The organism is Brevundimonas sp., assembly GCF_046293315.1.
Taxonomy (GTDB): domain Bacteria; phylum Pseudomonadota; class Alphaproteobacteria; order Caulobacterales; family Caulobacteraceae; genus Brevundimonas.
On record NZ_JBKBPF010000002.1, the window covers coordinates 154,169 to 178,655 of the forward strand.

Here is a 24,487-nt window from a genome sequence, read left to right on the forward strand (position 1 = left end):
TTTCAAGCCACCCTGGCGCCGGGCGACCAGTCAATCAGGGAAATCGACCGCTCTCTCTCCCGATCAAAGGCGTCCTCGGCTTCAGCCAGATCGTGAAGAATTCGGGGGCCCCGCGGGCTGGTCAGACGGAAATAGACCGTCACCTCGCGGCCACCGAGATCGATTTCCGCCACCTTGTGCAGGACCACCCCGCCCTGGCTGCGCAGGGTCGAGGAAAATGCCGCGCTGGTCATGGCGCGTACGCCGGGTGTGGTGTCTGCACTATCCGCATTTCCTGCGCTCATGGCCTGTCTCCGCTTCAATCGAGAGACGCCAACCGATCCGGATGCGGAAGGTTCCAGCTTCGCCATATGCAAGGCCGGGCGCGCAACCGCCACGCCCGCCGCCCGTTTGGGCCGGACCCTTTCCCGACCGGAGCCCCCTGCCCCATGACCTTTTCCCTCGTGGCGCACTGCGCCCACACCGGACAGTTCGGCGTCGCCGCCGTGACGGGGGTGCCGGCCGTGGGCAAGCTACTGACCCACGCGGCGGCGGGCGTAGGCGCTGTGGCCACCCAGGCGCGGGTGAACCCCTATCTGGGCATCGACGGGCTGAAGCTGCTGGGGCTGGGCCTGTCGGCCGAGGCGGTCCGTGACGCGCTGTTGACCACCGACCCCGCCCTCCGCTTTCGCCAGTTCGCCGTGATCGACCGGGTCGGCCGCACGGCGACTTTCACCGGCGACGCGTGCCTCGACTGGTGCGGATCGCTGCAGCGGGACGGCTTCAGCGTCCAGGGCAATCGTCTGGCGGGGCCGCAGGTTCTGGAGCGCGCGGCCGACCGTTTCGAGACCTTGCGCGACCAGCCGCTGGCCGACCGGCTGCTGGAGGCCCTGGCCGAAGGCGTCGCCGCCGGCGGCGATGCACAGGGCGAGGTTTCCGCCACCATCTATGTGATGGACACGGAGGACTATCCGCTCTGGGATATCCGCGTGGACGAGCATCCCGAGCCGATCACGGAGCTGCGCCGCCTGCACGATGTGTTCAGGGATCGGGTCGTGCCCGAGATCAAGACCATGCCCACGCGGGAAAACCCGGCGGGGGGGGAGGGCGAAATCCCGATCTAGGGCTCGCCCCCCACATCGCTGAGCGCATTCATGAACATCATGCCGCCGGTGAGGCCGGCCATCATGACGTCATCGCCCGCCTGTGTGCCCCTCATCTTGTAGCTCCACGCCCCCAGGTGCTGCACGAGAACGAAGGTCACGGACGGCGCATCCCGAACCGTGACCTTGAAGACCGCGTGCGCGGGAGGCTCCTCCTGATCCGGGGGTGTGAGCAGAGGAAACCCGTCCTCATGAGCCTGCGCCTCAGGCCAGCGATGACGAATCGCGGCGATGGCGTCGTTCAGCACCTCCGCTGCGGAATAGTCATGGGCGTAGCGGGTCGCATAGACCGTCACGTCCATGTTCTGGCCACGGGTGTTGCAGCCCACATTGTCGCCCCGATCCAATCCAGGGGCCTCGGGATAGACCGTCACGGAATTGGTCGCCGCGGCCGGCGTGAAGTGACAGGTCAAGCCGCTCTGCACATGACGCAAGGTCGGGACGGTGTCGGCGGTGACATTCTCGAACACGCCCTCGGCCCCCGCGGCGGCGATGAGAGCGTCCGCTTCGGCATGCGCCGCGGCAGCCGCTCCGTCATCGTGGGCCGCCAGCCCGGCCAGAAGCACTATCCAGATCATCGCGAGCCTCCCCCTTTTCCACTGACATCAGCAGAGGACTGGCGCGGCGTCCATCGACAATCCGGACGTCAGCCCCGGCGCAAGATGAACTCGTCGTCGCGCCAGGCGCCGACCGGATACTGATACTCCCCGACCTTTTCGAAGCCATGGCCAGCGTAGAATTTCTGCGCTTTCAGATTGCCGCTCCAGACCCCGATCCACAGCGGCCCGTCGGTGTTGGCCTCCATCCACTCCAGCGCAACCTTGAGCAGGCCCTTGCCGACGCCCACGCCCTGTGCGGCTTTCGAGACGTACAGCCGGTGAAGCTCGGTATGGCTCGCACGCGCATCGGGGTGCGGCAGGCTGCAGCGGCCGGTGTTGGCGAACCCCAGAATTTCCCTGTCCCGCTCGGCTGCCCAGTAGCGGTATTCGGGATCGGTCAGGCGCGCCCGCGTGGTTTCCTCGCTGAAGGTTTGGCCCAGAAACCGCTCCAGATCCTCGGGCGGATAAGGAATGCCGAACTCGGTGACGAAGGTCTCGATGAAGGTGGCGCGGCCCAGCACCGACAGGGCCGGCGCATCGTCAGGGGTGGCGGGACGGATGGTGAAATCGGTCATGAGGCCGGCATAGCTTTCCTGGCGCGTGACGCAAACCCCGCCCACTCGCTAGAGTGCGACTCATGACCCTGTTCATCACCCACCCCGACATGCTGGCTCACGACACGGGTCAGGGGCACCCCGAACGCTCCGCGAGGCTGGCGGCCGTACTGGACGCCGTGGACGACGCGAGCCTGTCGCTGGACCGGCGTGAGGCGGTGGAGGCCGAGGTTCAGGCCCTGATCCGCGTCCATCCGGAAGCCCACGTGCAGCGAATCCTCGACGCCTCGCCCGCCGCCGGGGTCGTGGCTCTGGACCCCGACACAGTGCTGTCGCCAGGCAGCGTGCGGGCCGGGCGACTGGCGGCCGGCGCGGCGATCCAGGCGGTGCGCGCGGTGGCGGGCGGTGAGACCAACCGCGCCTTCGCCGCGGTACGCCCGCCGGGCCACCATGCGGAGCCGGACAAGGCCATGGGCTTCTGCCTGTTCTCCAACGTGGCCGTAGCGGCGCGGGAAGCCCAGGCGCTCGGCCTGGCGAAGGTGGCGGTGATCGACTTCGACGTGCACCACGGCAACGGCACGCAGGCGGCTTTCGAAAACGACGCCAGCCTGTTCCTGGGCTCCATCCACCAGATGCCGCTCTACCCCGGAACCGGAGCGGCGGATGAGACCGGGGTGGGCAACATCGTCAATACGCCGGTGCCGCCCCACGCGGCGCGCGAGGCATGGCGGGCGACCTTCGCCAGAGGTCTGATGCCGGCGCTGGACGCCTTTGATCCCGACCTTGTGATCATTTCGGCGGGGTTCGACGCGCACCGCCGCGATCCGCTGGCCCACCAGTCGCTGGAGGCCGAAGATTTCGCCTGGGCCACGCGGGCCGTGATCGAGGTCGCCCGCACCCGTTGCGGCGGCAAGGTTGTCTCTTCGCTCGAGGGCGGCTACGACCTGACCGGACTGGGCCTGTCGGCCGTCGCCCACCTGCGGGCGCTAGGGGAGGAATAGACGCGCGAACCTTTTGTCTGCAAAGGCCCGCGTCCGGTCATGACGATCCAGAACCTCTCGATAGAATCGTCTTCCCCGACGGCCGCTCCGGCGACCGGTGATCGCGCCCGCGTGGCCGCGCCCGGCGCCATCACCCTGGCGCGTCACGGGCGCCCGGCCCTGTCCCGCAAAGTCCTTCTCACCTCGCAAGGCTACCGGGACTGGTGGGCGGCCTATGAAGTGGGGGGGCTGTGCAAAAAACAGACGCCCCCGCCCGGCCTGGTGGAGACCGCCGCCCGCGCCGACGCCATCTTCGTCTCCACCCGCCCCCGTGCGCTGGAGACGGCGGGCCATGTGGCGGGCGAGCGGGATCTGACCGTCGATCCGGTGTTCATCGAAGCCCCCCTGCCCCCGCCCGCCTTCCCGGACTGGGTGAAGCTGTCGCCCCGCTGGTGGGGCGTGGTCTCGCGCATCTGGTGGTGGGCGTTTGATTTTCATGACGAGGGCGAGGAAAGCCGCGACCTCGCCCGCGCCCGGGCGGTCAAGGCCGCCGATGTCCTGATTGCTCGCGCCGAGCAGGGCGAGGAGGTTCTGGTCCTGGCTCATGGCTTCTTCAACGCCATGATCGGCCACCGCCTCAAGGCCGTGGGCTGGCGCTGCACCCGCGACCAGGGCTTCAAATACTGGTGCAGCCGCCGCTTCGAGAAGCACTGAGCCAGCGAACTCTGTCGCGCAGGTTTCACATGACGCGGCGTCGATGTTCTGCTTATGTTCAGCCTTAACCGTAAACGGAGACCGCCGTGGCCCAGGATCTGATGCTCTACACCAACCCCATGTCTCGGGGCCGCATCGCGCGCTGGATGCTGGAGGAGACGGGGGCCGACTACGCCGAGACCGTGCTCGACTACGGCACGACCATGAAGGGCGCCGACTATCTGGCGATCAATCCCATGGGCAAGGTGCCGGCCATTCGCCACGGCGATCAGGTGATCACCGAATGCGCGGCCATCTGCGCCTATCTGGCCGACGCCTTTCCCGAGGCGGGCCTCGCGCCTGCGCTGGACCGGCGCGGCGCCTACTATCGCTGGATGTTCTTCGCCGCCGGCCCCCTGGAGACCGCCGTCACCAACCAGGCGCTGCAGGTGCAGGTGCCGGCCGACAAGCAGGGCTTCGTGGGCTACGGCTCCATGGCGGCGGTGCTGGACGCCGTTTCGGGCGCGGTGAAAGCCAGCCCGTATATCGCCGGCGACCGCTTCACAGCAGCAGACGTCTATGTGGGCGCCCAGATCGGCTGGGGCCTGCAGTTCGGCACCATCGAAAAGCGCCCCGAGTTCGCCGACTACGCCCACCGGGTGATGGACCGCGACGCCTGGCGCCGCGCCACCGCCAAGGACGACGCCCTGACGCCGCCGCCGGCCGCCTGACTATTTTTTGGATTCAGGCCGTTCCGACATGGGGCGGATATGGTCTAGGGTCGGCCGACTCTCCGGATGCGCGAAAAGACCATGGCCGACGATCCCAAGACCATTGCCGCCGATCTCAGCTTCGAGGACGCCCTGGCTCAGCTTGAGCAGATCGTCTCCGAGCTCGAGTCCGGCCAGGCGCCGCTGGAGCGGTCCATCGCCATCTATGAGCGCGGCGCGGCGCTCAAGGCCCACTGCGAGGCGCGGTTGAAGGCCGCCCAGTTGCGGGTCGAGAAGATCGTGGTTGGGGCCGATGGCCAGGCCAGGGGCGTCGAAGCCGCCGAGTTCTCGTGATGAGCGGCCCGGCGGCCGACCAGATCGCCTTCGACGACTTCATGAAGGTCGACGTCCGCGTCGGCCAGGTCCTCAAGGCCGAGCCCTTCCCCGAGGCGCGCAAGCCCGCCTACCGCCTGACCATCGATTTCGGCCCGGATATCGGGGTGAAGCGCTCCTCGGCCCAGATCACGAAACACTACGCGCTGGACGAGCTGCATGGCCGCAAGGTCGCCGCCGTGGTCAATTTCCCGCCCCGCCAGATCGGGCCGATGATGTCCGAGGTCCTGACCCTGGGCTTTCCCGACGCCGACGGCGAAGTGGTGCTGGTGGGGGTCGACCGCGACGTTCCGGTCGGAGGGCGTCTGTTTTGAGCCGGTCTGATCCGTATCCCGCCGCCAATTCGCCGGAACAGGCCGTGGCCGACCGCGTGGCGGAAGTAGCCGATCTGGTCACCGTGGCGCTGGACGAGCTTCTGCCCCGCGCCGACGGTCCCGAGGCGCGCCTGACCGAGGCCATGCGCTATGCCGCCCTGGGCCCGGGCAAGCGGCTGCGGCCTTTCTTCGCCATGGAGGCAGCCCGGTTGTTCGACATCGAGGAGCGAGCGGTGCTGCGCGCGGCCTGCGCTCTGGAGTGCGTGCACGCCTATTCCCTGATCCACGACGATCTGCCGTGCATGGACGATGACGACATGCGCCGGGGCCGTCCCACCCTGCACCGGGCTTATGACGAGGCCACCGCCGTGCTGGCTGGCGACGCGCTGCAGACCGCGGCCTTCGACATCATCCTGGACGAGGACACCCACGACGATCCGGGCGTGCGCTGCGAGTTGGCGCTGCGCCTGTCCTTCGCATCGGGCGCGCGGGGCATGGCCGGCGGCCAGATGATCGATCTCATGGGCGTGCGCGACGACCTCGGCGGCGTGGCGCGCATGCAGCGGCTCAAGACCGGCGCCCTGATCTCTTACGCCTTCGAAATCCCCCTGATCATCGCCCATGCGCGCGAGGAGCACCGCAACGCCTTGCTCGCCTTCGCCCACGATCTGGGCCTTGCCTATCAGATCGTGGACGACCTGCTGGACGCCGAGGGGGACGAGGATCTTCTGGGCAAGGCGGCAGGCGGCAAGGACGCGGCCCGAGGCAAGACCAATTTCGTCACCCTGCTGGGTGTCGACGCCGCGCGCGAGCGGGTGACCCACCTGGCCCAGCAGGCGCGCGACCACCTGGCGCCGTTCGGTCCCGACGCCGAGATGCTGAAGGCCAGCGTCGATCACGTGCTGCACCGTCGAAGCTGAGCCTTAATCCCCAGAAATCCGGCCCGCATGGCTTGGGTCCGGCATCGCTTCACCTACATGAGGCGTTGAGACCGAACGATCGCCGACAAAAGGAGTCACCCCATGGCCTTCACCCTGCCCGACCTGCCCTACGCCTATGACGCGCTGGAGCCGGCGATCGACAAGGAGACGATGACCTTCCACCACGACAAGCACCACAAGACCTATGTGGACAAGCTGAACGAGGCGGTGGACGCGGACCCCAGCCTGCAGGGCAAGTCGCTGGAAGAGCTGTTCGCCGGCATCTCCAAGGCCCCCAAGGCCGTGCGCAACAACGGCGGCGGCCACTGGAACCACAGCCTGTTCTGGGAGCTGCTGGCCCCGCAGGGTGAAACCGGCGAGCCCTCGGCCGAGCTGAAGGCCCAGATCGACAAGGACCTGGGCGGCATGGACAAGTTCCAGGACGCCTTCAACGCCGCCGGCGCCGGCCAGTTCGGGTCTGGCTGGGCCTGGCTGATCTGGCAGGACGGCAAGCTGAAGGTCACCTCGACCCCCAACCAGGACAACCCCCTGATGGACGTGGCCGACGAGCGCGGCGCGGTCGTTCTCGGCGCCGATGTCTGGGAGCACGCCTACTATCTGAAGTACCAGAACCGCCGTCCCGACTACCTCAAGGCTTTCTGGTCTGTGGTGAACTGGAACAAGGTCAACGACCTGTTCGCGGCCGCCAAGGGCTGATGACAGCAGCGCCCCGCCTGGCCGGCGGGGCGTTTTTCTTTTCGGGGACAAGATCCATGACGCCTTCCATCAAAGTGGCTTCGGCCGCTCTCACCCTCGCCGTCCTGCTGGGCGCCGCCGCCTGCAGCCAGCCTGCCGAAGCGCCCGCCGGGATTGAAGCCGCTGCTGACGCCATTCCCGCCAGCGCCGACGTGCATCCCTTCGCCATAGGAGATCTGCAACTGGCGGCGTTGAGGGATGGTACCCTCACCCTGCCGCTGGACCACACTCCTTGGGGCGACGCTGCGGTGGTGGCCGCGATCCTGACCGAGGCCGGTGAGGACGGCGACGCCGTGCATCTGTCGGTCCAGCCGCTGCTGGTGCGCCAGGGCGACCGGGTGGTGCTGATCGACACCGGTGCGGGCGGCCAGATGGGCACGCAGAACGGCTTACCGGGGGCACTCGCCGCCGCCGGCGTCGATGCGGCCGAAGTCACCGACATCCTGATCTCTCACGCCCATGGCGACCACATCGGCGGTCTGCTGAACGCCGGAGGCGCCCTGGCCTTTCCCAACGCCGTCATCCGCATGAGCGCCCCGGAATGGCGCGCCCTGCAGACCGGCGCCGAAGCGCAGGGTCTGGCGGCCCTCGTCACTGCCATCACGCCGCAGGTCCGGCCGTTTGAGCATGGCGCCGCCATCACGCCGTTCCTCACGGCCGTGCCCCTGGACGGACACACAGCGGGTCATTCCGGCTTTGCGATCATATCCGGCGACGAGCGTCTGCTCTACATCGGCGACGCGCTGCACAGCGCGGTGATCTCGGTCCGGCGTCCGGAACTGGTCAACGCCTGGGACATCGACAGCGATACCGCCGTCTCCACCCGGCAGGGCTTGGTCGAACGTGGCGCCGGCGAGGGACAACGCTATTACGGCGTCCACTTCCCCTATCCCGGTCTGGGCCGCATCGAGCAGCGTGACGGCGGCTTCGTCTGGACGCCAGAGACCTGATAGCGCCGCAGATCACCGGCTTTGCGCGGGTGAAGCGGTTTGCACATCTGGAATGTTAGCGCTACCGTCTTCCTGAGAGTCCGAAGGACCGAGGGAGGATGCCTTGAAGTGGTATGGTGTGTTGGCCGCTCTGGCCGGCGCCGGCTTGATGCTGGCGCAGACCCCGTGTGCAGCCGCAGGACAGGAGACGGGCGCCGCTGGCGCCCGTGAAGTCACCGTTGACCTGAACGCCCCCGCCCGTCCCCGCGACCGGATGGCGCTGCATTCGGTGGGCGCGGATTATCCCGGCGTAACGGGACGGAGCGACGCCCTGGCCCAGCTCGGGACCGTGCGCGACGAACTCGGCTTCGACTACATCCGCTTCCACGCCATTTTCCATGACGACATGGGCGTCTATCGCGAGGTGGACGGACGACCGGTCTATGACTTCAGCCGCATCGACCGGCTGTATGACCAGTTTCTGGAGATGGGCATCCGCCCCTTCATCGAGCTGGGCTTCACGCCGCACGACATGCGGACCTCGGACCAGACCATCTTCTACTGGCAGGGCAACACTTCCCATCCTGATCCTGAGAAATGGGAAGGGCTGATCGACGCTTTCGTGCGCCACCTGATCGATCGCTACGGCGCCGAGGAGGTCAGGACCTGGTACTTCGAGTTCTGGAACGAGCCCAATCTGGACGGCTTCTGGGAAAACGCCGACCAGCCGGCCTATTTCGACCACTACGCCCGCACGGCGCGCACCATAAAGGCCGTCGATCCTGCGCTGCGGGTCGGCGGGCCGTCGACGGCGGGAGCCGCCTGGGTTCCCGAGTTCCTGGCCTATGCCGAGGCCAACGACGTGCCGGTCGATTTCATCACCACCCACACCTATGGCGTCGAGGGCGGCTTCCTCGATGAGTTCGGCCAGGACGACAACATGCTGTCCCGGTCGCCGGACTCCGTCATCGGCGACATCCGCAATGTCCGCGGCCAGATCGAGGCATCGACCCGGCCGGGCCTTCCGCTGTATTTCACGGAATGGAGCGCCAGCTACAATCCGCGCGATCCGGTCCATGACAGCCACATCAGCGCGTCCTTCATCCTGAGCAAGACGCGTCAGGCCGAGGGTCTGGTCCAGAACATGAGTTACTGGGCCTTTTCGGACCTGTTCGAGGAGCCGGGCCCCCAAACCCTGCCGTTCCAGGGCGGGTTCGGCCTGATGAACCCGCAGGGCGTGCGAAAGCCGGCCTGGTTCGCCTACAAATATCTCAACGCCCTGGGCGATCAGGAGCTTGAGGGCGGCGATAGCCAGACCATCATCACCCGCGACGCAACGGGGGTTCAGGTGCTGGCCTGGACCTATGAGCCGCCCCGCGATCAGGACGTCAGCAACCGTCCCTATTTCCGGCAGGTGCGGCCTTCCCCGCCCGCCCCGCCGCTGATGATGCGGTTTGAGGGACTGGAGCCCGGCGACCATACCGCATCGGTCCGCCGGGTCGGTTTCCGCCACAACGACGCCTACACCGCCTGGCTCGAAATGGGCTCCCCTGACACCCTGGACGAAGGCCGGCTGGCCGAACTGCACGCCCGGACCCGTGACGATCCCGAACAGATGACACTGCGCGCTGACGCCGATGGCCGCGCCGTCCTGACCCTGCCCATGGCTGTGCATGACGTGATCCTGGTGGAATTGGAGACCGAACGATGACCCGCTGCACCGCCACCGCCCTGGCCGTCGCCCTGACCGCGTTCGCCGGCGCCGCGTTCGCGCAGCCCCGAACGGTCACCGGGACGCTGGAGCTGGACAGCCCCGGCGCGGTGATCCAGCCGGAGGTGTACGGCCACTTCATGGAGCAACTGGGCAGCGGCATCACGGGCGGAATCTGGGTCGGTCCGGACTCCGACATTCCGAACACCCGCGGCTTCCGCAACGATGTGGTGGCAGCCTTGCGGGCGCTGGAGGTTCCGGTCGTGCGCTGGCCAGGCGGCTGCTACGCCGACATCTATGACTGGCGCAGCGGTATCGGGCCGCGGGGGGAGCGGCCCGTGACCCTGAACCGCTGGTGGGGCGGAACGGAGGAGGACAATGCCTTCGGCACCCACGAATTCTTCGATTTCGCCGAATTGATCGGGGCGAAGACCTATCTCAGCATCAATGTGGGCACGGGCACGCCCCAGCAGGCGGCGGACTGGATCGAGTACGTCACCTCGGACAGCCAGTCCTCGATGGCCCGCGAGCGGCGGGCCAACGGACGGGCGCAGCCCTGGCGGCTGGATTACATCGGCATCGGCAACGAGCCCTGGGGCTGCGGCGGACGCATGCGCGCGGCCTATTACACCGACCTGCTGAGGCACTATGTGGGTTTCATCGCGCCCTTCGGGCAGGAGTCGGTCATGATCGCGGCGGGGCCCAGCGGAGATGACTATGACTGGACCCGTACGCTCATGCGGGACGGCATGACCAACTTCGACCAGTTGTCAGTGCACAATTACACCCTGCCCACCGGGGACTGGTCCGCCAAGGGCGCCGCCACGGGCTTTCCGGTCCAGGAATGGACATCCACCTTCGACAACGCCTACCGCATCGAGACCATGATCGCGGGGCATTCGGCCGTGATGGACGAGTACGATCCGGAGCGTAGGCTCGGCATCGCGGTGGATGAATGGGGCACGTGGTACGACCCCACCCCGGGCTCACCCGATGGCCACCTGCAACAACAGAACAGCCTGCGCGACGCCCTGGTGGCCGCCGCCCACTTCAACATCTTCCATCGCCACGCCGGGCGGGTTCGCATGAGCAATGTGGCCCAGATGGTGAACGTGTTGCAGGCGCTGATCCTGACAGACGGCCCGGAGATGGTGCTGACGCCCACCTACCACGCCTTCATGCTCTACCAGCCGTTCCAGAGCGCGGGTGTGCTGCCGTTGACGCTGGACGATGGCGACGCGAGCGGCAGGCCCATGGTGGACGGCACGGCGGCGCGAGGGGCGGACGGAAGCATACATGTGGCGCTGATCAATCTGGACCCCGCCGCCGCGGCGACCATCGGGTTCGAGATGGACGGCGCCACCCGCATCGTGCGGGCCCGCGTCCTGACGGCTGAAGCCATGGACACACACAACACCTTTGCTCATCCTGACCGGGTCACGCCCCGCCCCTTTGATGGCGCGCGCCTGTCGAACGGTCGGCTGGCGGTCGATCTGCCCGCCCATTCGCTGGTCGTGATCACCCTGGCGCCCGCTGCGCCTTGACGTTTGGGCCCGGCACGGTCATAAGCCCCGCCTTCACGCCCCGCCCGCTAAGGCTTGGGTGTGTTCCATTACGGACGATGCGTGGACCGCCGTTGAGATCGCATTCCCATTCGGGGGGATGCCGGGCCGCATCAGCATAGAGAGTGACATATGTCCAAGCGCCACAGCGCCAAGTACAAGATCGACCGCGCCATGGGTGAAAACCTGTGGGGTCGCGCAAAGTCTCCGGTCAACAAGCGCTCCTACGGTCCCGGCCAGCACGGCCAGCGCCGCAAGAACAAGGTTTCTGACTTCGGCATCCAGCTGAAGGCCAAGCAGAAGCTGAAGGGCTACTACGGCAACATCACCGAGAAGCAGTTCGCCAAGACCTATGACGAGGCCGCCCGCCGCAAGGGCAACACCTCGGAAAACCTGATCGGTCTGCTTGAGTCGCGCCTGGACGCCATCGTCTACCGCGCCAAGTTCGTGCCCACCGTCTGGGCCGCCCGTCAGTTCGTCAGCCACGGTCACGTGACCGTCAACGGCAAGAAGGTCGATATCGCCTCTTACCGCGTGAAGGCCGGCGACGTGGTCGAGGTCAAGGAAAAGTCCCGTTCCATGGCGCTGGTGCTTGAAGCCCAGCAGTCGTCCGAGCGCGACGTTCCGGATTATCTGGAACTGGGTGATCGCGGCTTCTCGGCGCGCTACGTGCGCGTCCCCGAGCTGGCCGACGTCCCCTACGCCGTGAAGATGGAGCCGAACCTGGTGGTCGAGTTTTACTCGTCCTAAGGTTTTTCTGGACGCTCTCGGGCGCCCGGTTGTGAACAACAAGGCCCCGGAGCGATCCGGGGCCTTTCGCATTTGGCCCAATCAGGTGATCATGGGCCACGCCATTGGGAGAGCGTCTTGCTCCGCACCATCGCCGTCACCCTGACCCTCTGCGTCCTCACAGGCGGCTGTGCGATGATTGACCGCGTCCTGCCCGGCCGCGGCGAGGTGACGACGGAACGCGAGATCGTGGTGAACACAGACGGCATGCCGGGTGTGCTGGAGCCGATCCATGCCGCAGCCATCATCGCTGATCACGCCGTGTTCCGCGTCACCTCGGGCGGGTGCACCGACAGGGACGACATTCAGCCGATCATCACTCTCGTGGATGACGAGGCGGTAGTGACTCTTCGCCGGATGCATGACGACTATTGCCAGGCCTATGCCGAAGACGGCCTGGAGTTGATCTGGACGTTCGAGGAGCTGGGTCTGACCCCCGGCCAGCGGGTCAGGATCAACAACCCCTACCTCGACTCGCTTTAGGCGGTCAGGGCGCGCGGCAGCTTGAAGGTCACAGTTTCCCGGGCGCCGTCATCTTCCCGCAGCGTCACGTCAAAGCGCGCGGAAAGCGCCGCGATCAGCCCCTGGATGAGTTCCTCAGGCGCAGAGGCGCCGGCGGTCACACCCACGGTCCGCACATCTTCAAACCATGTCCAGTCAAGGCGCGATGCGTCGTCAACCAGGCGGGCGTCACGGGCGCCGGCGCGCAGCGCCACCTCCACCAGCCTTACAGAGTTGGAGGAGTTGGCCGATCCGACCACCAGAACCAGCTCTGACCCGTCCGCCAGGCGCTTCACGGCTTCCTGCCGGTTCGTGGTGGCGTAGCAAATGTCTTCCTTGTGGGGGTCGGGCAAGCCTGGAAAGCGAGCCTTGAGCGTGCGGACAATCTCGGCCGTGTCGTCCAGCGACAGGGTGGTCTGGGTCACATAGGCCAGATCGGCGTCATTCGGCGGCACGAAATCGCGAGCATCCTCGACGGTCTCCACCAGGCTGATGGCGCTGGGGGGCAGTTGCCCCATGGTGCCCACCACTTCCGGATGGCCCGCATGGCCGATCAGGATGATATGGCGACCAGCCGCGTGGTGGCTTTCAGCCTCCACATGGACCTTGGAGACCAGCGGGCAGGTGGCGTCCAGAAAGAACATGTCCCGCGAACGGGCCGCCTGGGGCACAGCCTTGGGCACGCCGTGGGCCGAAAACACGACGGGGCGGTCGTCGGGACATTCGTCAAGCTCCTTGACGAACACGGCCCCAAGGCCCCGTAGGCGCTCCACCACATGCCGGTTGTGTACGATCTCGTGGCGCACATAGACCGGCGCGCCGTACTTCTCCAGCGCCCGCTCCACGATCTGGATCGCCCGATCAACGCCCGCGCAGAAGCCGCGCGGGGTCGCCAGGCGCACGGTCAGCGGGCGACGGGGTAGATCTTGCCAGGGGACAACGGTCATGACGCTTACCTAGGCGTTCGCTTCGCCGGACGCCAGCGGTCGCCCGGCCGCGTTGCGGCGCCTCGCTTTAGCCGCTATCAGCGATGAGCCTGTCCATGCCCGCATCGCAGTCGTTGCGGGACCCATCTGGTTGTCCGGAAACTGCTCATGCGTCGCTACACCCTCGCCCTGGTCCTCGCGGCCGCCGCCGTCACCGCCGCGCCCGTGGAGAGCCTGGCCCAGGCGCGTCCCGGCGGCCAGCAGCAACCGCAACAACCAGGTCGGGAGCAGGCGCCGGACAGCAGCTGGAACGTCCCGCAGCTTCGCCTGAGCCAGCAAGCCAACGCAGGCCCCTGCCCCTTCGTGAAGATTCTCTATGACGCGGCGCGGTACGTGGAAATGCCGTTCGACCAGCCCGCCACCACGAATGTAGGCTTTACCGGCGAGATTCAGGGCGTCTCAGCGAACTGCGTATATCGGGGCGACGACCCCATCCGGGTCAATATGAACGTGCTGTTCGAGCTGGGTCGCGGGCCCCAGGCCACGGGTGACAGCCGGACCTATCGCTACTGGATCGCGGTGACGGACCGGAACACCGCTATCCTGAACAAGGAATATTTCGACTTGCCCGTAAACTTCCGGGGCCAGCAGCGCGCCACGGTCGAGGAAGAAATTCGCGAGATCGTCATTCCACGCGCCGACATCACCACCAGCGGATCGAACTTCGAGATCCTGGTCGGCTTCGAGGTCACCCCTGAAATGGCCGAGTTCAACCGCACGGGCAGCCGATTCCGCATCAACGCCGGCACGGCCCAAACGCAACAATGACCGATCTCAAGTCTGTTCTGGGCGAAGCGGTCGGGGCCGCCTTCGCCGCCGAAGGCGTGGACGCGGTGCTGGCGCGGGTCACGGCCTCGGACCGGCCCGACCTGGCCGACTTCCAGTCCAACGGCGCCCTGGCCGCCGCCAAGGCGCTGAAGGCCAACCCTCGCGAGCTGGCCGCACGCGTGGCCGAGCGGCTGACCGCTGATCCTCGGCTGGACTCCGTCGAGGTGGCCGGACCCGGCTTCATCAATCTGAAGGTGGCGGGCTCGACCCTGGCTGAGCGGGCCGAGGCGGTGGCGGGCGACATGGCCCGGGCCGGGGCAAGCGGCGTGGATGCGGCCCGCAAGGTCATTATCGACTACGCCGGCCCCAACGTCGCCAAGCCCATGCACGTGGGCCACCTGCGCTCCTCCATTATCGGCGAGAGCCTGAAGCGGCTGTTCCGCTTCCGGGGCGATCAGGTGTGGGGCGACGCCCACTTCGGCGACTGGGGCTTCCAGATGGGCCTGCTCATCGTGGCCTGCGCCGACGAGGGGCTGGCCGACGCCTTCATGGCCGAAGGCGACGGCCCCTTCCCCGTCGAGAGCCCGGTGTCGCTGGCAGACCTGGAGCGGCTGTATCCGCTGGCGGCCGGCAAGGCCAGGGAGGACGAGGCGTTCCGCGATCGCGCCCGGAAGGCGACCGCCGAGCTCCAGGCCGGCCGGGCCGGATACCGCGCGCTGTGGGCCCACTTCGTCGCCGTCAGCCGATCGGCGCTGGAGCGCGAGTTCTCGGCCCTGGGCGTGGATTTCGACCTGTGGAAGGGCGAATCCGACGCTGACGCCTTCGTGGCCCGCATGGTCGCGGATCTGGAGACGCAGGGCCTGCTGATTGAGGATCAGGGCGCGCGCATCGTTCGGGTGGCCCGTGAGGGCGACAAGCGCGACCTGCCGCCTCTGCTGGTGGTGTCGTCCGAAGGCTCGGCCATGTACGGCACCACCGACCTGGCGACCATTGTGGGGCGTCGCGAGGACCCCGGGTTCGACCTGATCCTCTATGTGGTGGACCAGCGTCAGGCCGACCATTTCGAGCAGGTGTTCCGCGCGGCGTACCTGGCTGGATACGCGAAAGACGGCGCTCTGGAGCACCTCGGCTTCGGCACCATGAATGGGCCTGACGGCAAGCCGTTCAAGACCCGCGCGGGCGGGGTGCTGAAGCTGCACGACCTGATCACCATGGCCACCGATAAGGCGCGCGAGCGCCTCAAGGAGGCCGAGCTGGGCGCCGATTTGCCGGAGGCCGAGTTCGAGGACATCGCCCGCAAGGTGGCGGTCGCCGCGCTGAAATTCGCCGACCTGTCGAACAACCGCACCACCAGCTACGTCTTCGACCTCGACCGCTTCATGAGCTTCGAGGGCAAGACCGGGCCGTACCTGCTGTATCAGGCGGTTCGCATCAAATCCCTGCTGCGCAAGGCCGCCGATCAGGGCGCCACACCCGGGGCCATCGCGGTGGCCGAACCCGCCGAGCGGGATCTGGTCCTGACGCTGGACGCCTTCGATCAGGCCGCGGCCGACGCCTATGACAAGCGCAGCCCGCACCTGATCGCCGAACACGCCTATCGCCTGGCCCAGTCGTTCTCGAAATTCTACGCAGCCTGCCCCGTGCTGGCTGCGCCGGACGAGGCGACCCGCGGCTCGCGACTGGCCCTGGCGGCCGCCGCGCTGCGACAGCTTGAGATCGCGCTGGACCTGCTGGGCATTGCGACGCCGGAGCGGATGTAATTGGCACAGATTTTCAGCTTAAGTGGGCGACTGCCGAGCGGCTTCTCCGCGACATTCTGGAGTCTGACGGTCATCGACTGAACGAACAGAGCCGCGCGTTTGTCGCGGAATGGCTGGATCACAATGAGCTAGGTCTCGCCGCCGAAACCCTGAGAGATGAACTTCCTGACGGGGCCTCAAAAATTCAGCCCGCCCTCCAAGCACTAGGCATGGCACCACCAGAGCAGATGTAGCGAACCCTTTCCTTCAGTGCTATATTTGCTAGCACTGGAGATCACACATGTCCGCCAGCCTGCATGTCCGCAACGTGGAAGAAGACATAATCCGCGCCCTCAAGAAGCGCGCGCGTGAGAACAATCGTTCCATTGAGAGCGAGCATCGAGAACTGTTGCGCCGCGCCTTGGCGCCAAGGTTGGACACCGAATGGGAAAGGCGGGCGGCAGCCTTGCGTGAAGCCACAAAGGGCAAGCTATCCACGCCATCGGAAATTCTGATCCGGGAAGATCGGGACAGCAGGTGATCGTTCTCGACGCCAGCGTGGCCATCAAGACGATCCTTTCGGAAGATGGCAGCGAGCGAGCGCTGGAGGTTCTGCGGCAAAAGCACTGCATCGCGCCGGACCTCATCATCCCCGAGTGCGCGAACATTGTCTGGAAACACCACAAACGGGGCGAGCTGACGCAGGCCCAAGTTCATGAAGCCCGCTTGCTGCTGGACGCTATGCAACTCTATATCGAGCCGTCGCGTCGGCTGCTGCATCGTGCCTTGCCGCTCGCCTCGGAATTGGGGCATCCAGCCTATGACTGCTTCTATCTTGCTCTCGCCGAACAGGAACACTCGATCCTGCTGACGGCAGACAGGAAACTTCGTGACGCCGTGGCGTCGGCGCCTGACGGCGTCGTCCAGGCCGAAGTCATCTTGCTTGCAGATTTCGATGGGATAGACGCATCATGAATCTCCACGACCTTTCTCCTTTCATCGCCGGCCTGCCCAAGGCCGAACTGCACCTGCATATCGAGGGCAGTCTGGAGCCCGAGCAGATGTTCGCGTTCGCCCGGCGCAACCGGGTCGACCTGCCGTTCGCCTCGGTGGAGGAGATCAAGGCGGCCTATGATTTCTCGAACCTGCAGGACTTCCTCGACATCTATTACGCCGGGGCCGACGTCCTGCGCACCGAGGACGACTTCCGGGAGATGGCGCTGGCCTATTTCCGGCGCGCGGCGGCTGACAGCGTGCGGCATGCGGAAATCTTCTTCGATCCCCAAACCCATACCGACCGCGGCATCCCCTTCCAGGTGGTCGCTGACGGGTTGCTGGCAGGCATGGATCAGGCCGAGCGCGAGTTGGGCGTCACCTCGAAGCTGATCCTGTGCTTCTTGCGCCATCTGGACGAGGACGCGGCCTTCGCCACCCTGAAGGCTGCCGAGCCCTGGCTGGACCGGATCGAGGGCGTGGGGCTGGATTCGTCAGAGGTCGGCCATCCCCCGTCCAAGTTCGAGCGGGTGTTCGCCGCCGCCGGGGCGCTGGGCCTCAAGCGCGTGGCCCACGCGGGCGAGGAAGGCCCGCCGGCGTATGTGTGGGAGGCGCTGGATCTGCTGAAGATCGACCGCATGGACCACGGCAACCGGTCGCTGGAAGATCCGGCGCTGATCCGTCGCCTGTCGGCCGAGGGCATGACCCTGACGGTGTGCCCCCTGTCGAACCACAAGCTGTGCGTCATCGATGATCTGACGAAGCACCCCGTGCCCGAGATGCTGAAACAGGGGCTGCACGTGACCCTGAACTCGGACGACCCGGCCTATTTCGGCGGCTATGTGAACAAGAACTACGAGGCTATGGCCGAGCATGCGGGCGTGACCCGCGCGCAGCTGGTCCAGATCGCGAAGAACAGCTTCGAGGGCTCGTTCTTGCCTGACGAGGACAAGGCCCGCCATATCGCCGAGGTGGACGCCTACGCGGCCCGGACCGCCTGATGCTGCTTCCCTTCTTCACCGCCCTGCGCGACGCGCGGGTGCCCGTGTCCCTGAAGGAATGGCTGCACCTGATGCAGGCCATGGATGCGGGCGTGGCCGACGGGAAGGTGGAGGACTTCTACCATCTGTCGCGGGCGGTTCTGGTGAAGGACGAGAAGCACTACGACCGCTTCGACCAGGTGTTCGGCAAGGTGTTCAAAGGTGTCGAGACGGTGGGGGCCGGCGACGAGATCGCCGCCGATGTGCCGGCGGACTGGCTGAAGCTGCTGAACGAGAAACACCTGACCGACGAGGAGAAGGCCCAGATCGAGGCCCTGGGCGGCTTCGACAAGCTGATGGAGACACTGAAGCAGCGGCTTGAGGAACAGACCGAACGGCATGAAGGCGGCAACCGCTGGATCGGCACGGGCGGGACCAGCCCCTTCGGTCACGGCGGCTACAACCCCGAGGGCGTGCGCATCGGCGGCCAGGGGCGTCAGGGCCGGGCGGTAAAGGTCTGGGAGAAACGGGAATACAGGAACCTGGACGACACGGTCGAGCTGGGCACCCGCAACATCAAGGTGGCCCTGCGCCGCCTGCGCCGGTTCGCCCGCGAGGGGGCGCCGGACGAGCTGGACATGGACGCCACCATCGACGGCACGGCGCGTCAGGGCTGGCTGGACATCCACATGCGGCCCGAGCGGCGCAACACCATCAAGGTGCTGCTGTTTCTGGACGTGGGCGGCTCGATGGATGCGCACGTGAAGCTGTGCGAGGAGCTGTTCTCGGCGGCGAAGACGGAGTTCCGGCATCTGGAGTTCTTCTACTTCCACAACTGCCTCTACGAGGGCGTATGGAAGGACAACCGGCGGCGTCAGTCCGAACAGACCGCCACCTGGGACCTGCTGAACAAGTATCCCGGCGACTGGCGCGCGGTGTTCGTGGGTGACGCCACCATGAGCCCCTACGAGGTCACCGTGCCCGGCGGTTCGGTGGAGCACTGGAACGAGGAGGCCGGCGCGGTCTGGCTGCAGCGGGCCCGCCAGCAATGGGAGAAGTCGGTGTGGCTGAACCCCGTGCCCGAGCGGTTCTGGGGCTACACGCCGTCGGTCAGCCTGATCCGCGAGGTAATGGAGGAGCGCATGTTCCCGCTGACGCTGGACGGGCTGGAACGGGCCATGCGGACACTGGCGCGCTAGACCGCTCGCCGGACAAGCGAAAGGGCGCGAACGAACGTCCGCGCCCTCACTTCAATCAAGCCTGAAACTAGTCTTTCAGGCTGTCCTTGATGCCGCCGACGGCGTTCTGAATCTTGCCCTCGGCCTGCTTGCCCTTGCCTTCGGCCTGCAGCTTCTGGTCGCCGGTCATTTTGCCGACGCCTTCCTTGATTTTGCCTTCGGCCTGCTTCGCGGAGCCTTCAACACGATCATGGTCAGCCATGGTGTATCCCTTCGATTGACGCCGGCCATTGCGGCGGCGCTTCAATAGGGAAACCGGCGAAACGTCTGGATTGTTCCCTCACGCTATCGGGATCACCGCCCTCGGAACCATGTGGCGACGGCCCATGCGTGCGCGTCGTGGCGCAGTTCGGCCAGCGCCCGGTGAGGGTCCAGCCAGTGTAATTCGTGGTCATCCTCAACCTTGGCGGCGGGGTCTTCCTGCTCAATCTCGGCTGTCCAGAAGCCGGCCAGATTGTTCACCGCCTTGCCGTCCGACTTCAGGAAATACTGCCCCGCCTCTCCCAACCGCTCGCTCGCCCGAACCGTCAGGCCGGTCTCTTCAATGAACTCGCGGACCAGAGCCTGTTCCTCGGTTTCGTCGCCGTCGATGGCGCCGCCGGGCAGGTCGTAATAGCTCCCCTCCCCGCGATCCACGCGTACGCAGGCGAGCAGCCCATCGCGAAACACGAGGCCGAACGCGGTCGGGCGGTCTTCATAGCTGTGGCCGGGTTCCGGCTGGCCGAATTGCAGGTTCATCTCGCGCCCTAGAGGTCGAAGACCATACGCGCCCGCACGCCGGTGTGTTCCGGATCGATCTCCAGACTGGACTTGAGCCCATGCGCCATCGCCGAGATGATCTTTCCGCCAAGGCCCGTGCCCTTGGGCTTGCCGTCGCCCATGCCCGGGCCGTCGTCCTCGACCGTCAGCACGGCGCGCGTCTCGCCCTGTCGTTCAAGCAGAACCCGGATGTCTCCGCCGCCGCCGGGTGAATAGGCGTATTTGACCGCGTTGGTGACCAGTTCGGTCACCACCACGCCGAGCGACACGGCCTGGTCCGTATCGACCCGCATGGGTTCAGCTTTCAGGCTGATGCAGGGCGCGCTTTCATCTGGGCACAGGGACTGGACCAGTTCGTCGACCAGGCCCGCCAGGTATTCATCCAAAGCCACGCTGGCCATGTCGGCCGAGGTGTAGAGCCGCCGGTGGACCTGGGCCACGGCCTCGATGCGCACCTGGGCGTCCTGCAGGGCCAGACGCCCCGCGTCATCCTTGTTCATCTGCCGCAGCTGAAGGGAGATGAAGCTGGAGACCAGTTGCAGACTGTTGCCCACGCGGTGGTTTACCTCGCGCAGCATGGCCTCGGCCCGGTCGCGGGCCAGACGAACCTCTTCCTGCGCCTCCTCGTTGGCGCGACTGAGCCGGCGGCGGTCCAGAGCGTCTTCGAGAGCGGCGCGCAGCAGGGCAGTAAAGTCTTCGGAGACGTCCTTGATGACGTAGTCCGCCGCGCCCGCGCGCAGGGCGGCGACCGCAATCCGCCCGTCCTGGGCGCCGGTCACATAGACGACGGGCGGCGCGTCCGGCACGGCAAGGAGGTCCGGCAGGACGTCCAGCCCGTCGCGGGTGGGCATGTAGTGATCCAGGGCGATGACGTCGAAGGTTCCGTCGCGCAGCCGCTCAAGCCCCACGTCCCCGTCAAGGGCGCAGGTCACGTCATAGCCATGTCGGGTGAGTTCCTTCTCGACCAGCCGGGAAAGCCCCCGGTCGTCGTCGATATAGAGCAGCCGAACTCCGTTCCCGGCCGTGCTCATCAGATCTCGGGCGCCTGCATTACAGAGAGGAACAGGCCCAACTGGCGGATCGCGCCCGCGAAGGCTTCGTAATCCACTGGCTTGGTGATGTAGACGTTACAGCCCAGGTCATAGCAACGCTGGATCTCGACCTTGTCATCGGTGGTGGTCAGAACCACCACGGGGGCGCGCTTCAGGCGGTCATCCGCCTTGATCTTCGCCAGGATGTCCGTGCCCTGCATGTCAGGAAGGTTCAGGTCCAGCAGCACCAGCATGGGGCCGTTGGCCCTCACCTCCTCGCTAAACAGATAGTCTAGCGCCGTAGATCCGTCGTCGAAATGCTTGATCTCATTCGAGATGTTGGCGCGACGGATGTTTTTCTCAATCAGCTTGGCGTGGCCATGGTCGTCCTCGACCATGACGATGGTTACGGCTGCAGTCATACTGTTTCTCCCGCCCCTACGATCAGACGTTTCGGAAATTTCAGGCGGAATGTCGAGCCTTTTCCGAGCTCTGACTCGATGTCGATCGTGCCCCCCAGACGCCGCGCGCTGTTACGCACAAAGGCCAGCCCCAGCCCCTCTCCGGTCCGGTCCTGGCGGCCCGATCGCCGGAACAGTTCGAAGATGCGTTCGTGGTCCCGGTCAGAGATGCCGCGCCCATTGTCCGCAATCTCGTATTCGACCCATCCGCCCAACAGGTCGCGCCCGCGGACTTCGATGCGGCCGGGCCGGCCGTGGTCCAGATACTTGACCGCGTTGTCGATCAGATTGCCGAAAATCTGCTCCATGGACAGGCGATCGCTCTCCACCTCCGGCAGGTCGTGGACGATGATTTCCGCGTCGGCCTCTTCAGTCTGGTGGCGCACGCTGTCGGCGATCTGCTGCGCCATGGCCGCCATGTCCAGCGGCTCGGAAACCAGCGCACGGCGCCCCTCCCGCGACAGCTTGAGAATGGCGTTGATCAGGCGGTCCATCTTGGCGGTGGAGGCACGGATGAAACCGATGGCCTCTGGCACATCCTCCTTCACGGCCTGGACCGCGTCCTGTTCGATGGGATCCGGCTCGTCCGAGCGCGTCCGCTCCATGTGGGCGGACAGGGCCTTGCCCGCCTGCTCCAGTTCTGACGTGTAGCCCATGACATTGACCAGCGGCGCGCGCAGGTCGTGGCTGACGATATAGGCGAAGCGCTGGATCTCTTCGTTGGCGCGGGTCAGGTCGGCCGTGCGCTCGGCCACAGTCGCTTCCAGGCCCTGATTGAGTTCATCCAGGCTGTCGCGGGCGGACTGCACCTCGCCCACATAGCGGCGGATCAGCATCAGACTGATGATCGCCAGGGCCACGATCAGAATTGCTGAGAAGATGTTGACCCCGATCGCAGCCCAGGTGGCGTTTCGGGCCGCGCGGTTACTCGCCTGGACCCGCTCCTCTTCCAGCTGGTCGATGGCCGCCACCTGCTCGCGCATCTCGTCCATCAGGGCCTTGCCCTCGCCGCTGCGCAGGATCTGCACCGCCTCGCCGATCCGGCCCTGGCGGGCCAGGACGATGGTCTGCTCCATGACGTCAAGCCTCTGCCGCTTGAGTTCACGCAGCGCGTCGACGCGTTCGGTCTCTTCGGCCGTAATGGCCAGCGACGACAGCAGTGCTCCCGACGCCGGCAGCCGTTCCTGCGCCGCGTCGTGAATGGCCAGATAGTCGGCGCGCCCCGTCAGCAGAAAGCCGCGCTGTCCCGTCTCCGCGTCGACCATCAGCAGCATGAACTCGCGCGCGGCCAGCTGCATCTGCTGGCTGCGCTCGGACTCCCGGGTGTGATCCGAGATGCGCTGCATCATGACGAAGGTGGCGATGTTGATCACCAGCAGGAGCAGGATCGCAAGGCTCAAAAGCCCCACGATGGTCCGGCTGATGGTCGGGGTCCTCAGGAAAACCCGAAGGCCCTGAATTGTCGAACGGAAATCTGGCGCCATACGGGGACCTTTAGCGGCCCTGCGGCCCCTGTCCAGCCTGTCACGGAACCATGGGGTGACGCGGCTCCTTTCCTTGGTTAACGTGGCCAAGCTTCGGGGGAGCGTGTGCAATGGTCTGGTGGTGGTGGATTCTTCCCGGCGCGGTGGCTGTGGCTGGTGCGCTGCTGTTGCTCTCGGGACTGGGATCCCTGTTTCGGGGCCGGTTCCTGGGCGCGTTCGGGGGCGTGCTTTTCGGCGGCGGGTTCCTCGCCGCGGGTGTCGCGACGATCCTGCTGGGCCTGAACGTCCAGAGCTATGCCCGCCTGACCCACGAACGGCCGGTGGCGACGATTACCCTCAGCCAGATCGAGACCCAGTTCTTCGAGGCGACCCTGACCCAGCCGGAAACGGCGACGACCCCGGCCTCGACGGCGATCTATCCGGTTCACGGCGACGAGTGGCGCATCGAGGCTCACGTCCTGCGCTGGAAGCCCTGGGCCAACATCCTGGGCCTCGACGCCCAGTACCGGCTTGACCGCCTGTCCGGCCGCTATCAGGACACCCGGCAGGAACTGACAGCGGTGCGCAGCGTGCATGATCTGCGCGGCGGCGACGTGGCGTCGGAGCAGCGCTGGACCGTGGATGTGTGGGACGTGTCGCGGCGCTACCGGGATTATGTGGACGCCGTGGACACGCTGTATGGCTCGGCCGCCTACATGCCGATGGCTGACGGCGCCCAGTACGAGGTCTGGATCACCCAGTCGGGCCTCATCGCCCGCCCTGTCAACGCACAGGCGCGCGACGCATCGGCCGGCGGCTGGGTTCAGGCGGACTGACGCTCAGGCCGTCGCCGGACCCGACGCGCGGCGCGGCCTATGACCAGGGCCAGAATGACGAGGAACACCGGGACCAGCACCGGCGCGAGCAAGGCGAAAAGCGCCGTGAAGAAGGCCAGCACGTCCTCAAATAGCGAGAGCACAGGATTGCCCAGACCGCCGGTGGTGGCGGTGGAGGCCAGCCTCAGCCCGCCCTGGGCTGCGGTGAACGCCAGGGCCGTCGGCGCGCCCACGATAATGCCCGCCACCGCCGCCAGCAGGGGATCGACACCGACGAACAGCGACCCGGCCGCCAACGCGGCCGCCAGCGGACGCACCACCAGACCCAGGCCGCTGAGTGCATTGTCGACAACAGGGATCTTGTCGGCCGTGAACTCGACCGCGGCGGCCACGCCCAGCGCCGCGATCGCCGCATCGGAATGAAGCCACTGCATCTGCGCGTTCAATTCGATGCCGAACCAGCCGAACCGCGCCGCCAGCGCCAGCATGAGCAAGGGCAGGAATGTACGAAGCCCGGTCGAGGCCGCGAGACCCAGGCCGAGAAGGGCCGGCACGACCCATACAGCGAAGGGCTGCCCCCATCCCTGAACCGTCGCCGTCACTCCGGCCAACGCGCCCTCGACCTGTTCCATCATGACCGTCCCCCCTCACCCGACACAGCGCGAAGGCGAAGCGCGCGT

Annotated in this window: 30 protein-coding genes; 20 read left to right on the forward strand and 10 right to left on the reverse strand. The window is 66.4% G+C overall.

Annotated features, from left to right (window positions below):
• Window positions 1–2: 2 nt before the first annotated feature.
• Window positions 3–284, reverse strand: a complete 282-nt coding sequence (locus ACK4SE_RS02520; RefSeq protein ID WP_409688311.1) for a hypothetical protein — start codon at window positions 282–284, stop codon at window positions 3–5.
• A 144-nt stretch (window positions 285–428) separates the two neighbouring features.
• Here ACK4SE_RS02520 and ACK4SE_RS02525 point away from each other — a divergent pair, with 144 nt between their 5' ends.
• The gene (locus tag ACK4SE_RS02525; RefSeq protein ID WP_409688314.1) at window positions 429–1,103 is read left to right on the forward strand and encodes a DUF1028 domain-containing protein; all 675 of its coding nucleotides are present in this window, start codon (window positions 429–431) and stop codon (window positions 1,101–1,103) included.
• On the opposite strand, the gene ACK4SE_RS02530 is transcribed toward ACK4SE_RS02525, so the two are convergent.
• Entirely contained in the window at window positions 1,100–1,720 is a 621-nt protein-coding gene (locus ACK4SE_RS02530; RefSeq protein ID WP_409688316.1) for a hypothetical protein, read from the reverse strand. The genes ACK4SE_RS02525 and ACK4SE_RS02530 overlap by 4 nt on opposite strands.
• Before the next feature lie 68 nt (window positions 1,721–1,788).
• On the reverse strand, window positions 1,789–2,316 hold the full coding sequence (locus ACK4SE_RS02535) for an N-acetyltransferase family protein (RefSeq protein ID WP_409688319.1): 528 nt from the start codon (window positions 2,314–2,316) through the stop codon (window positions 1,789–1,791).
• A 62-nt stretch (window positions 2,317–2,378) separates the two neighbouring features.
• Here ACK4SE_RS02535 and ACK4SE_RS02540 point away from each other — a divergent pair, with 62 nt between their 5' ends.
• The 12 genes from ACK4SE_RS02540 (at window position 2,379) to ACK4SE_RS02595 (ending at window position 12,535) form a co-directional block, all read left to right on the forward strand.
• A complete protein-coding gene (locus tag ACK4SE_RS02540; RefSeq protein WP_409688322.1) occupies window positions 2,379–3,296 on the forward strand; it encodes a histone deacetylase family protein in 918 nt (305 codons plus the stop codon).
• A 39-nt stretch (window positions 3,297–3,335) separates the two neighbouring features.
• Window positions 3,336–3,989, forward strand: a complete 654-nt coding sequence (locus ACK4SE_RS02545; RefSeq protein ID WP_409688325.1) for a histidine phosphatase family protein — start codon at window positions 3,336–3,338, stop codon at window positions 3,987–3,989.
• An 86-nt stretch (window positions 3,990–4,075) separates the two neighbouring features.
• Window positions 4,076–4,699: a glutathione S-transferase family protein gene (locus ACK4SE_RS02550; RefSeq protein WP_409688328.1), complete on the forward strand. Its 624-nt coding sequence runs from the start codon at window positions 4,076–4,078 to the stop codon at window positions 4,697–4,699.
• A 66-nt stretch (window positions 4,700–4,765) separates the two neighbouring features.
• Complete coding sequence (locus ACK4SE_RS02555; RefSeq protein WP_409688331.1) at window positions 4,766–5,032, forward strand: exodeoxyribonuclease VII small subunit; 267 nt, start codon at window positions 4,766–4,768, stop codon at window positions 5,030–5,032.
• Complete coding sequence (locus ACK4SE_RS02560) at window positions 5,032–5,385, forward strand: tRNA-binding protein (RefSeq protein WP_409688334.1); 354 nt, start codon at window positions 5,032–5,034, stop codon at window positions 5,383–5,385. Before ACK4SE_RS02555 ends, ACK4SE_RS02560 begins: the two co-directional genes overlap by 1 nt.
• A gap of 44 nt (window positions 5,386–5,429) precedes the next feature.
• Complete coding sequence (locus tag ACK4SE_RS02565) at window positions 5,430–6,305, forward strand: polyprenyl synthetase family protein (protein WP_409688676.1); 876 nt, start codon at window positions 5,430–5,432, stop codon at window positions 6,303–6,305.
• A gap of 102 nt (window positions 6,306–6,407) precedes the next feature.
• On the forward strand, window positions 6,408–7,022 hold the full coding sequence (locus ACK4SE_RS02570; RefSeq protein ID WP_409688337.1) for a superoxide dismutase: 615 nt from the start codon (window positions 6,408–6,410) through the stop codon (window positions 7,020–7,022).
• Between the two features lie 56 nt (window positions 7,023–7,078).
• Complete coding sequence (locus ACK4SE_RS02575) at window positions 7,079–8,011, forward strand: MBL fold metallo-hydrolase (protein WP_409688340.1); 933 nt, start codon at window positions 7,079–7,081, stop codon at window positions 8,009–8,011.
• A 103-nt stretch (window positions 8,012–8,114) separates the two neighbouring features.
• A complete protein-coding gene (locus ACK4SE_RS02580) occupies window positions 8,115–9,701 on the forward strand; it encodes a GH39 family glycosyl hydrolase (RefSeq protein WP_409688343.1) in 1,587 nt (528 codons plus the stop codon).
• Window positions 9,698–11,245: an alpha-N-arabinofuranosidase gene (locus tag ACK4SE_RS02585; RefSeq protein ID WP_409688346.1), complete on the forward strand. Its 1,548-nt coding sequence runs from the start codon at window positions 9,698–9,700 to the stop codon at window positions 11,243–11,245. The genes ACK4SE_RS02580 and ACK4SE_RS02585 overlap by 4 nt, the downstream gene beginning before the upstream one ends.
• Before the next feature lie 150 nt (window positions 11,246–11,395).
• Complete coding sequence (gene rpsD, locus ACK4SE_RS02590) at window positions 11,396–12,013, forward strand: 30S ribosomal protein S4 (protein WP_409688348.1); 618 nt, start codon at window positions 11,396–11,398, stop codon at window positions 12,011–12,013.
• A 117-nt stretch (window positions 12,014–12,130) separates the two neighbouring features.
• Window positions 12,131–12,535 (forward strand): hypothetical protein, encoded by a 405-nt coding sequence (locus tag ACK4SE_RS02595; RefSeq protein WP_409688351.1) that lies wholly within the window; start codon window positions 12,131–12,133, stop codon window positions 12,533–12,535.
• Here the strand turns inward: ACK4SE_RS02595 and ispH are convergent.
• A complete protein-coding gene (ispH, locus tag ACK4SE_RS02600) occupies window positions 12,532–13,500 on the reverse strand; it encodes a 4-hydroxy-3-methylbut-2-enyl diphosphate reductase (protein WP_409688354.1) in 969 nt (322 codons plus the stop codon). The genes ACK4SE_RS02595 and ispH overlap by 4 nt on opposite strands.
• Window positions 13,501–13,647: 147 nt before the next feature.
• Here ispH and ACK4SE_RS02605 point away from each other — a divergent pair, with 147 nt between their 5' ends.
• From ACK4SE_RS02605 to ACK4SE_RS02630, 6 genes are all read left to right on the forward strand, one after another.
• Window positions 13,648–14,307 carry a Tat pathway signal sequence domain protein gene (locus ACK4SE_RS02605; RefSeq protein ID WP_409688357.1) on the forward strand — a complete coding sequence of 220 codons (660 nt, stop codon included), beginning with the start codon at window positions 13,648–13,650 and terminating at the stop codon, window positions 14,305–14,307.
• Entirely contained in the window at window positions 14,304–16,067 is a 1,764-nt protein-coding gene (argS, locus tag ACK4SE_RS02610; RefSeq protein WP_409688359.1) for an arginine--tRNA ligase, read from the forward strand. The genes ACK4SE_RS02605 and argS overlap by 4 nt, the downstream gene beginning before the upstream one ends.
• Window positions 16,068–16,347: 280 nt before the next feature.
• Window positions 16,348–16,587, forward strand: a complete 240-nt coding sequence (locus tag ACK4SE_RS02615; RefSeq protein ID WP_409688362.1) for a FitA-like ribbon-helix-helix domain-containing protein — start codon at window positions 16,348–16,350, stop codon at window positions 16,585–16,587.
• A complete protein-coding gene (locus tag ACK4SE_RS02620) occupies window positions 16,584–17,021 on the forward strand; it encodes a type II toxin-antitoxin system VapC family toxin (RefSeq protein WP_409688365.1) in 438 nt (145 codons plus the stop codon). The genes ACK4SE_RS02615 and ACK4SE_RS02620 overlap by 4 nt, the downstream gene beginning before the upstream one ends.
• The gene (locus ACK4SE_RS02625) at window positions 17,018–18,040 is read left to right on the forward strand and encodes an adenosine deaminase (RefSeq protein WP_409688368.1); all 1,023 of its coding nucleotides are present in this window, start codon (window positions 17,018–17,020) and stop codon (window positions 18,038–18,040) included. The genes ACK4SE_RS02620 and ACK4SE_RS02625 overlap by 4 nt, the downstream gene beginning before the upstream one ends.
• Entirely contained in the window at window positions 18,040–19,218 is a 1,179-nt protein-coding gene (locus ACK4SE_RS02630; RefSeq protein ID WP_409688371.1) for a vWA domain-containing protein, read from the forward strand. The genes ACK4SE_RS02625 and ACK4SE_RS02630 overlap by 1 nt, the downstream gene beginning before the upstream one ends.
• Window positions 19,219–19,285: 67 nt before the next feature.
• Here the strand turns inward: ACK4SE_RS02630 and ACK4SE_RS02635 are convergent, their stop codons facing one another.
• The 5 genes from ACK4SE_RS02635 to ACK4SE_RS02655 all read right to left on the reverse strand — a co-directional run bounded on the left by ACK4SE_RS02635 (window position 19,286) and on the right by ACK4SE_RS02655 (window position 22,917).
• The gene (locus ACK4SE_RS02635) at window positions 19,286–19,459 is read right to left on the reverse strand and encodes a CsbD family protein (RefSeq protein ID WP_409688374.1); all 174 of its coding nucleotides are present in this window, start codon (window positions 19,457–19,459) and stop codon (window positions 19,286–19,288) included.
• A 92-nt stretch (window positions 19,460–19,551) separates the two neighbouring features.
• Complete coding sequence (locus tag ACK4SE_RS02640; protein WP_409688377.1) at window positions 19,552–19,995, reverse strand: NUDIX domain-containing protein; 444 nt, start codon at window positions 19,993–19,995, stop codon at window positions 19,552–19,554.
• 8 nt (window positions 19,996–20,003) lie between these two features.
• Window positions 20,004–21,047 (reverse strand): sensor histidine kinase, encoded by a 1,044-nt coding sequence (locus ACK4SE_RS02645; protein ID WP_409688380.1) that lies wholly within the window; start codon window positions 21,045–21,047, stop codon window positions 20,004–20,006.
• Window positions 21,047–21,469, reverse strand: coding sequence for a response regulator (locus ACK4SE_RS02650; RefSeq protein ID WP_409688382.1), 423 nt, complete (start codon window positions 21,467–21,469; stop codon window positions 21,047–21,049). Before ACK4SE_RS02650 ends, ACK4SE_RS02645 begins: the two co-directional genes overlap by 1 nt.
• Window positions 21,466–22,917, reverse strand: a complete 1,452-nt coding sequence (locus tag ACK4SE_RS02655; RefSeq protein ID WP_409688385.1) for a sensor histidine kinase — start codon at window positions 22,915–22,917, stop codon at window positions 21,466–21,468. The genes ACK4SE_RS02650 and ACK4SE_RS02655 overlap by 4 nt, the downstream gene beginning before the upstream one ends.
• Before the next feature lie 185 nt (window positions 22,918–23,102).
• Between ACK4SE_RS02655 and ACK4SE_RS02660 the strand changes: the two genes are divergently transcribed.
• Window positions 23,103–23,807: a hypothetical protein gene (locus ACK4SE_RS02660; protein WP_409688387.1), complete on the forward strand. Its 705-nt coding sequence runs from the start codon at window positions 23,103–23,105 to the stop codon at window positions 23,805–23,807.
• On the opposite strand, the gene ACK4SE_RS02665 is transcribed toward ACK4SE_RS02660, so the two are convergent.
• Window positions 23,795–24,442: a DUF4126 domain-containing protein gene (locus ACK4SE_RS02665; protein WP_409688390.1), complete on the reverse strand. Its 648-nt coding sequence runs from the start codon at window positions 24,440–24,442 to the stop codon at window positions 23,795–23,797. The genes ACK4SE_RS02660 and ACK4SE_RS02665 overlap by 13 nt on opposite strands.
• Between the last annotated feature and the right edge of the window lie 45 nt (window positions 24,443–24,487).

Bases quoted from the DNA above. Each gene is read 5' to 3' on its own strand.
- ACK4SE_RS02530 (WP_409688316.1), bottom strand. From the start codon at position 1,720: ATGATCTGGATAGTGCTTCTGGCCGGGCTGGCGGCCCACGATGACGGA.
- ACK4SE_RS02640 (WP_409688377.1), bottom strand. From the start codon at position 19,995: ATGAACCTGCAATTCGGCCAGCCGGAACCCGGCCACAGCTATGAAGAC.
- ACK4SE_RS02625 (WP_409688368.1), top strand. From the start codon at position 17,018: ATGAATCTCCACGACCTTTCTCCTTTCATCGCCGGCCTGCCCAAGGCC.
- ispH (WP_409688354.1), bottom strand. From the start codon at position 13,500: ATGACCGTTGTCCCCTGGCAAGATCTACCCCGTCGCCCGCTGACCGTG.
- argS (WP_409688359.1), top strand. From the start codon at position 14,304: ATGACCGATCTCAAGTCTGTTCTGGGCGAAGCGGTCGGGGCCGCCTTC.
- ACK4SE_RS02635 (WP_409688374.1), bottom strand. From the start codon at position 19,459: ATGGCTGACCATGATCGTGTTGAAGGCTCCGCGAAGCAGGCCGAAGGC.
- ACK4SE_RS02535 (WP_409688319.1), bottom strand. From the start codon at position 2,316: ATGACCGATTTCACCATCCGTCCCGCCACCCCTGACGATGCGCCGGCC.
- ACK4SE_RS02645 (WP_409688380.1), bottom strand. From the start codon at position 21,047: ATGAGCACGGCCGGGAACGGAGTTCGGCTGCTCTATATCGACGACGAC.
- ACK4SE_RS02575 (WP_409688340.1), top strand. From the start codon at position 7,079: ATGACGCCTTCCATCAAAGTGGCTTCGGCCGCTCTCACCCTCGCCGTC.
- ACK4SE_RS02520 (WP_409688311.1), bottom strand. From the start codon at position 284: ATGAGCGCAGGAAATGCGGATAGTGCAGACACCACACCCGGCGTACGC.
- ACK4SE_RS02585 (WP_409688346.1), top strand. From the start codon at position 9,698: ATGACCCGCTGCACCGCCACCGCCCTGGCCGTCGCCCTGACCGCGTTC.
- ACK4SE_RS02560 (WP_409688334.1), top strand. From the start codon at position 5,032: ATGAGCGGCCCGGCGGCCGACCAGATCGCCTTCGACGACTTCATGAAG.
- ACK4SE_RS02665 (WP_409688390.1), bottom strand. From the start codon at position 24,442: ATGATGGAACAGGTCGAGGGCGCGTTGGCCGGAGTGACGGCGACGGTT.
- ACK4SE_RS02570 (WP_409688337.1), top strand. From the start codon at position 6,408: ATGGCCTTCACCCTGCCCGACCTGCCCTACGCCTATGACGCGCTGGAG.
- ACK4SE_RS02660 (WP_409688387.1), top strand. From the start codon at position 23,103: ATGGTCTGGTGGTGGTGGATTCTTCCCGGCGCGGTGGCTGTGGCTGGT.
- ACK4SE_RS02525 (WP_409688314.1), top strand. From the start codon at position 429: ATGACCTTTTCCCTCGTGGCGCACTGCGCCCACACCGGACAGTTCGGC.
- ACK4SE_RS02650 (WP_409688382.1), bottom strand. From the start codon at position 21,469: ATGACTGCAGCCGTAACCATCGTCATGGTCGAGGACGACCATGGCCAC.
- ACK4SE_RS02540 (WP_409688322.1), top strand. From the start codon at position 2,379: ATGACCCTGTTCATCACCCACCCCGACATGCTGGCTCACGACACGGGT.
- rpsD (WP_409688348.1), top strand. From the start codon at position 11,396: ATGTCCAAGCGCCACAGCGCCAAGTACAAGATCGACCGCGCCATGGGT.
- ACK4SE_RS02630 (WP_409688371.1), top strand. From the start codon at position 18,040: ATGCTGCTTCCCTTCTTCACCGCCCTGCGCGACGCGCGGGTGCCCGTG.
- ACK4SE_RS02615 (WP_409688362.1), top strand. From the start codon at position 16,348: ATGTCCGCCAGCCTGCATGTCCGCAACGTGGAAGAAGACATAATCCGC.
- ACK4SE_RS02545 (WP_409688325.1), top strand. From the start codon at position 3,336: ATGACGATCCAGAACCTCTCGATAGAATCGTCTTCCCCGACGGCCGCT.
- ACK4SE_RS02605 (WP_409688357.1), top strand. From the start codon at position 13,648: ATGCGTCGCTACACCCTCGCCCTGGTCCTCGCGGCCGCCGCCGTCACC.
- ACK4SE_RS02555 (WP_409688331.1), top strand. From the start codon at position 4,766: ATGCGCGAAAAGACCATGGCCGACGATCCCAAGACCATTGCCGCCGAT.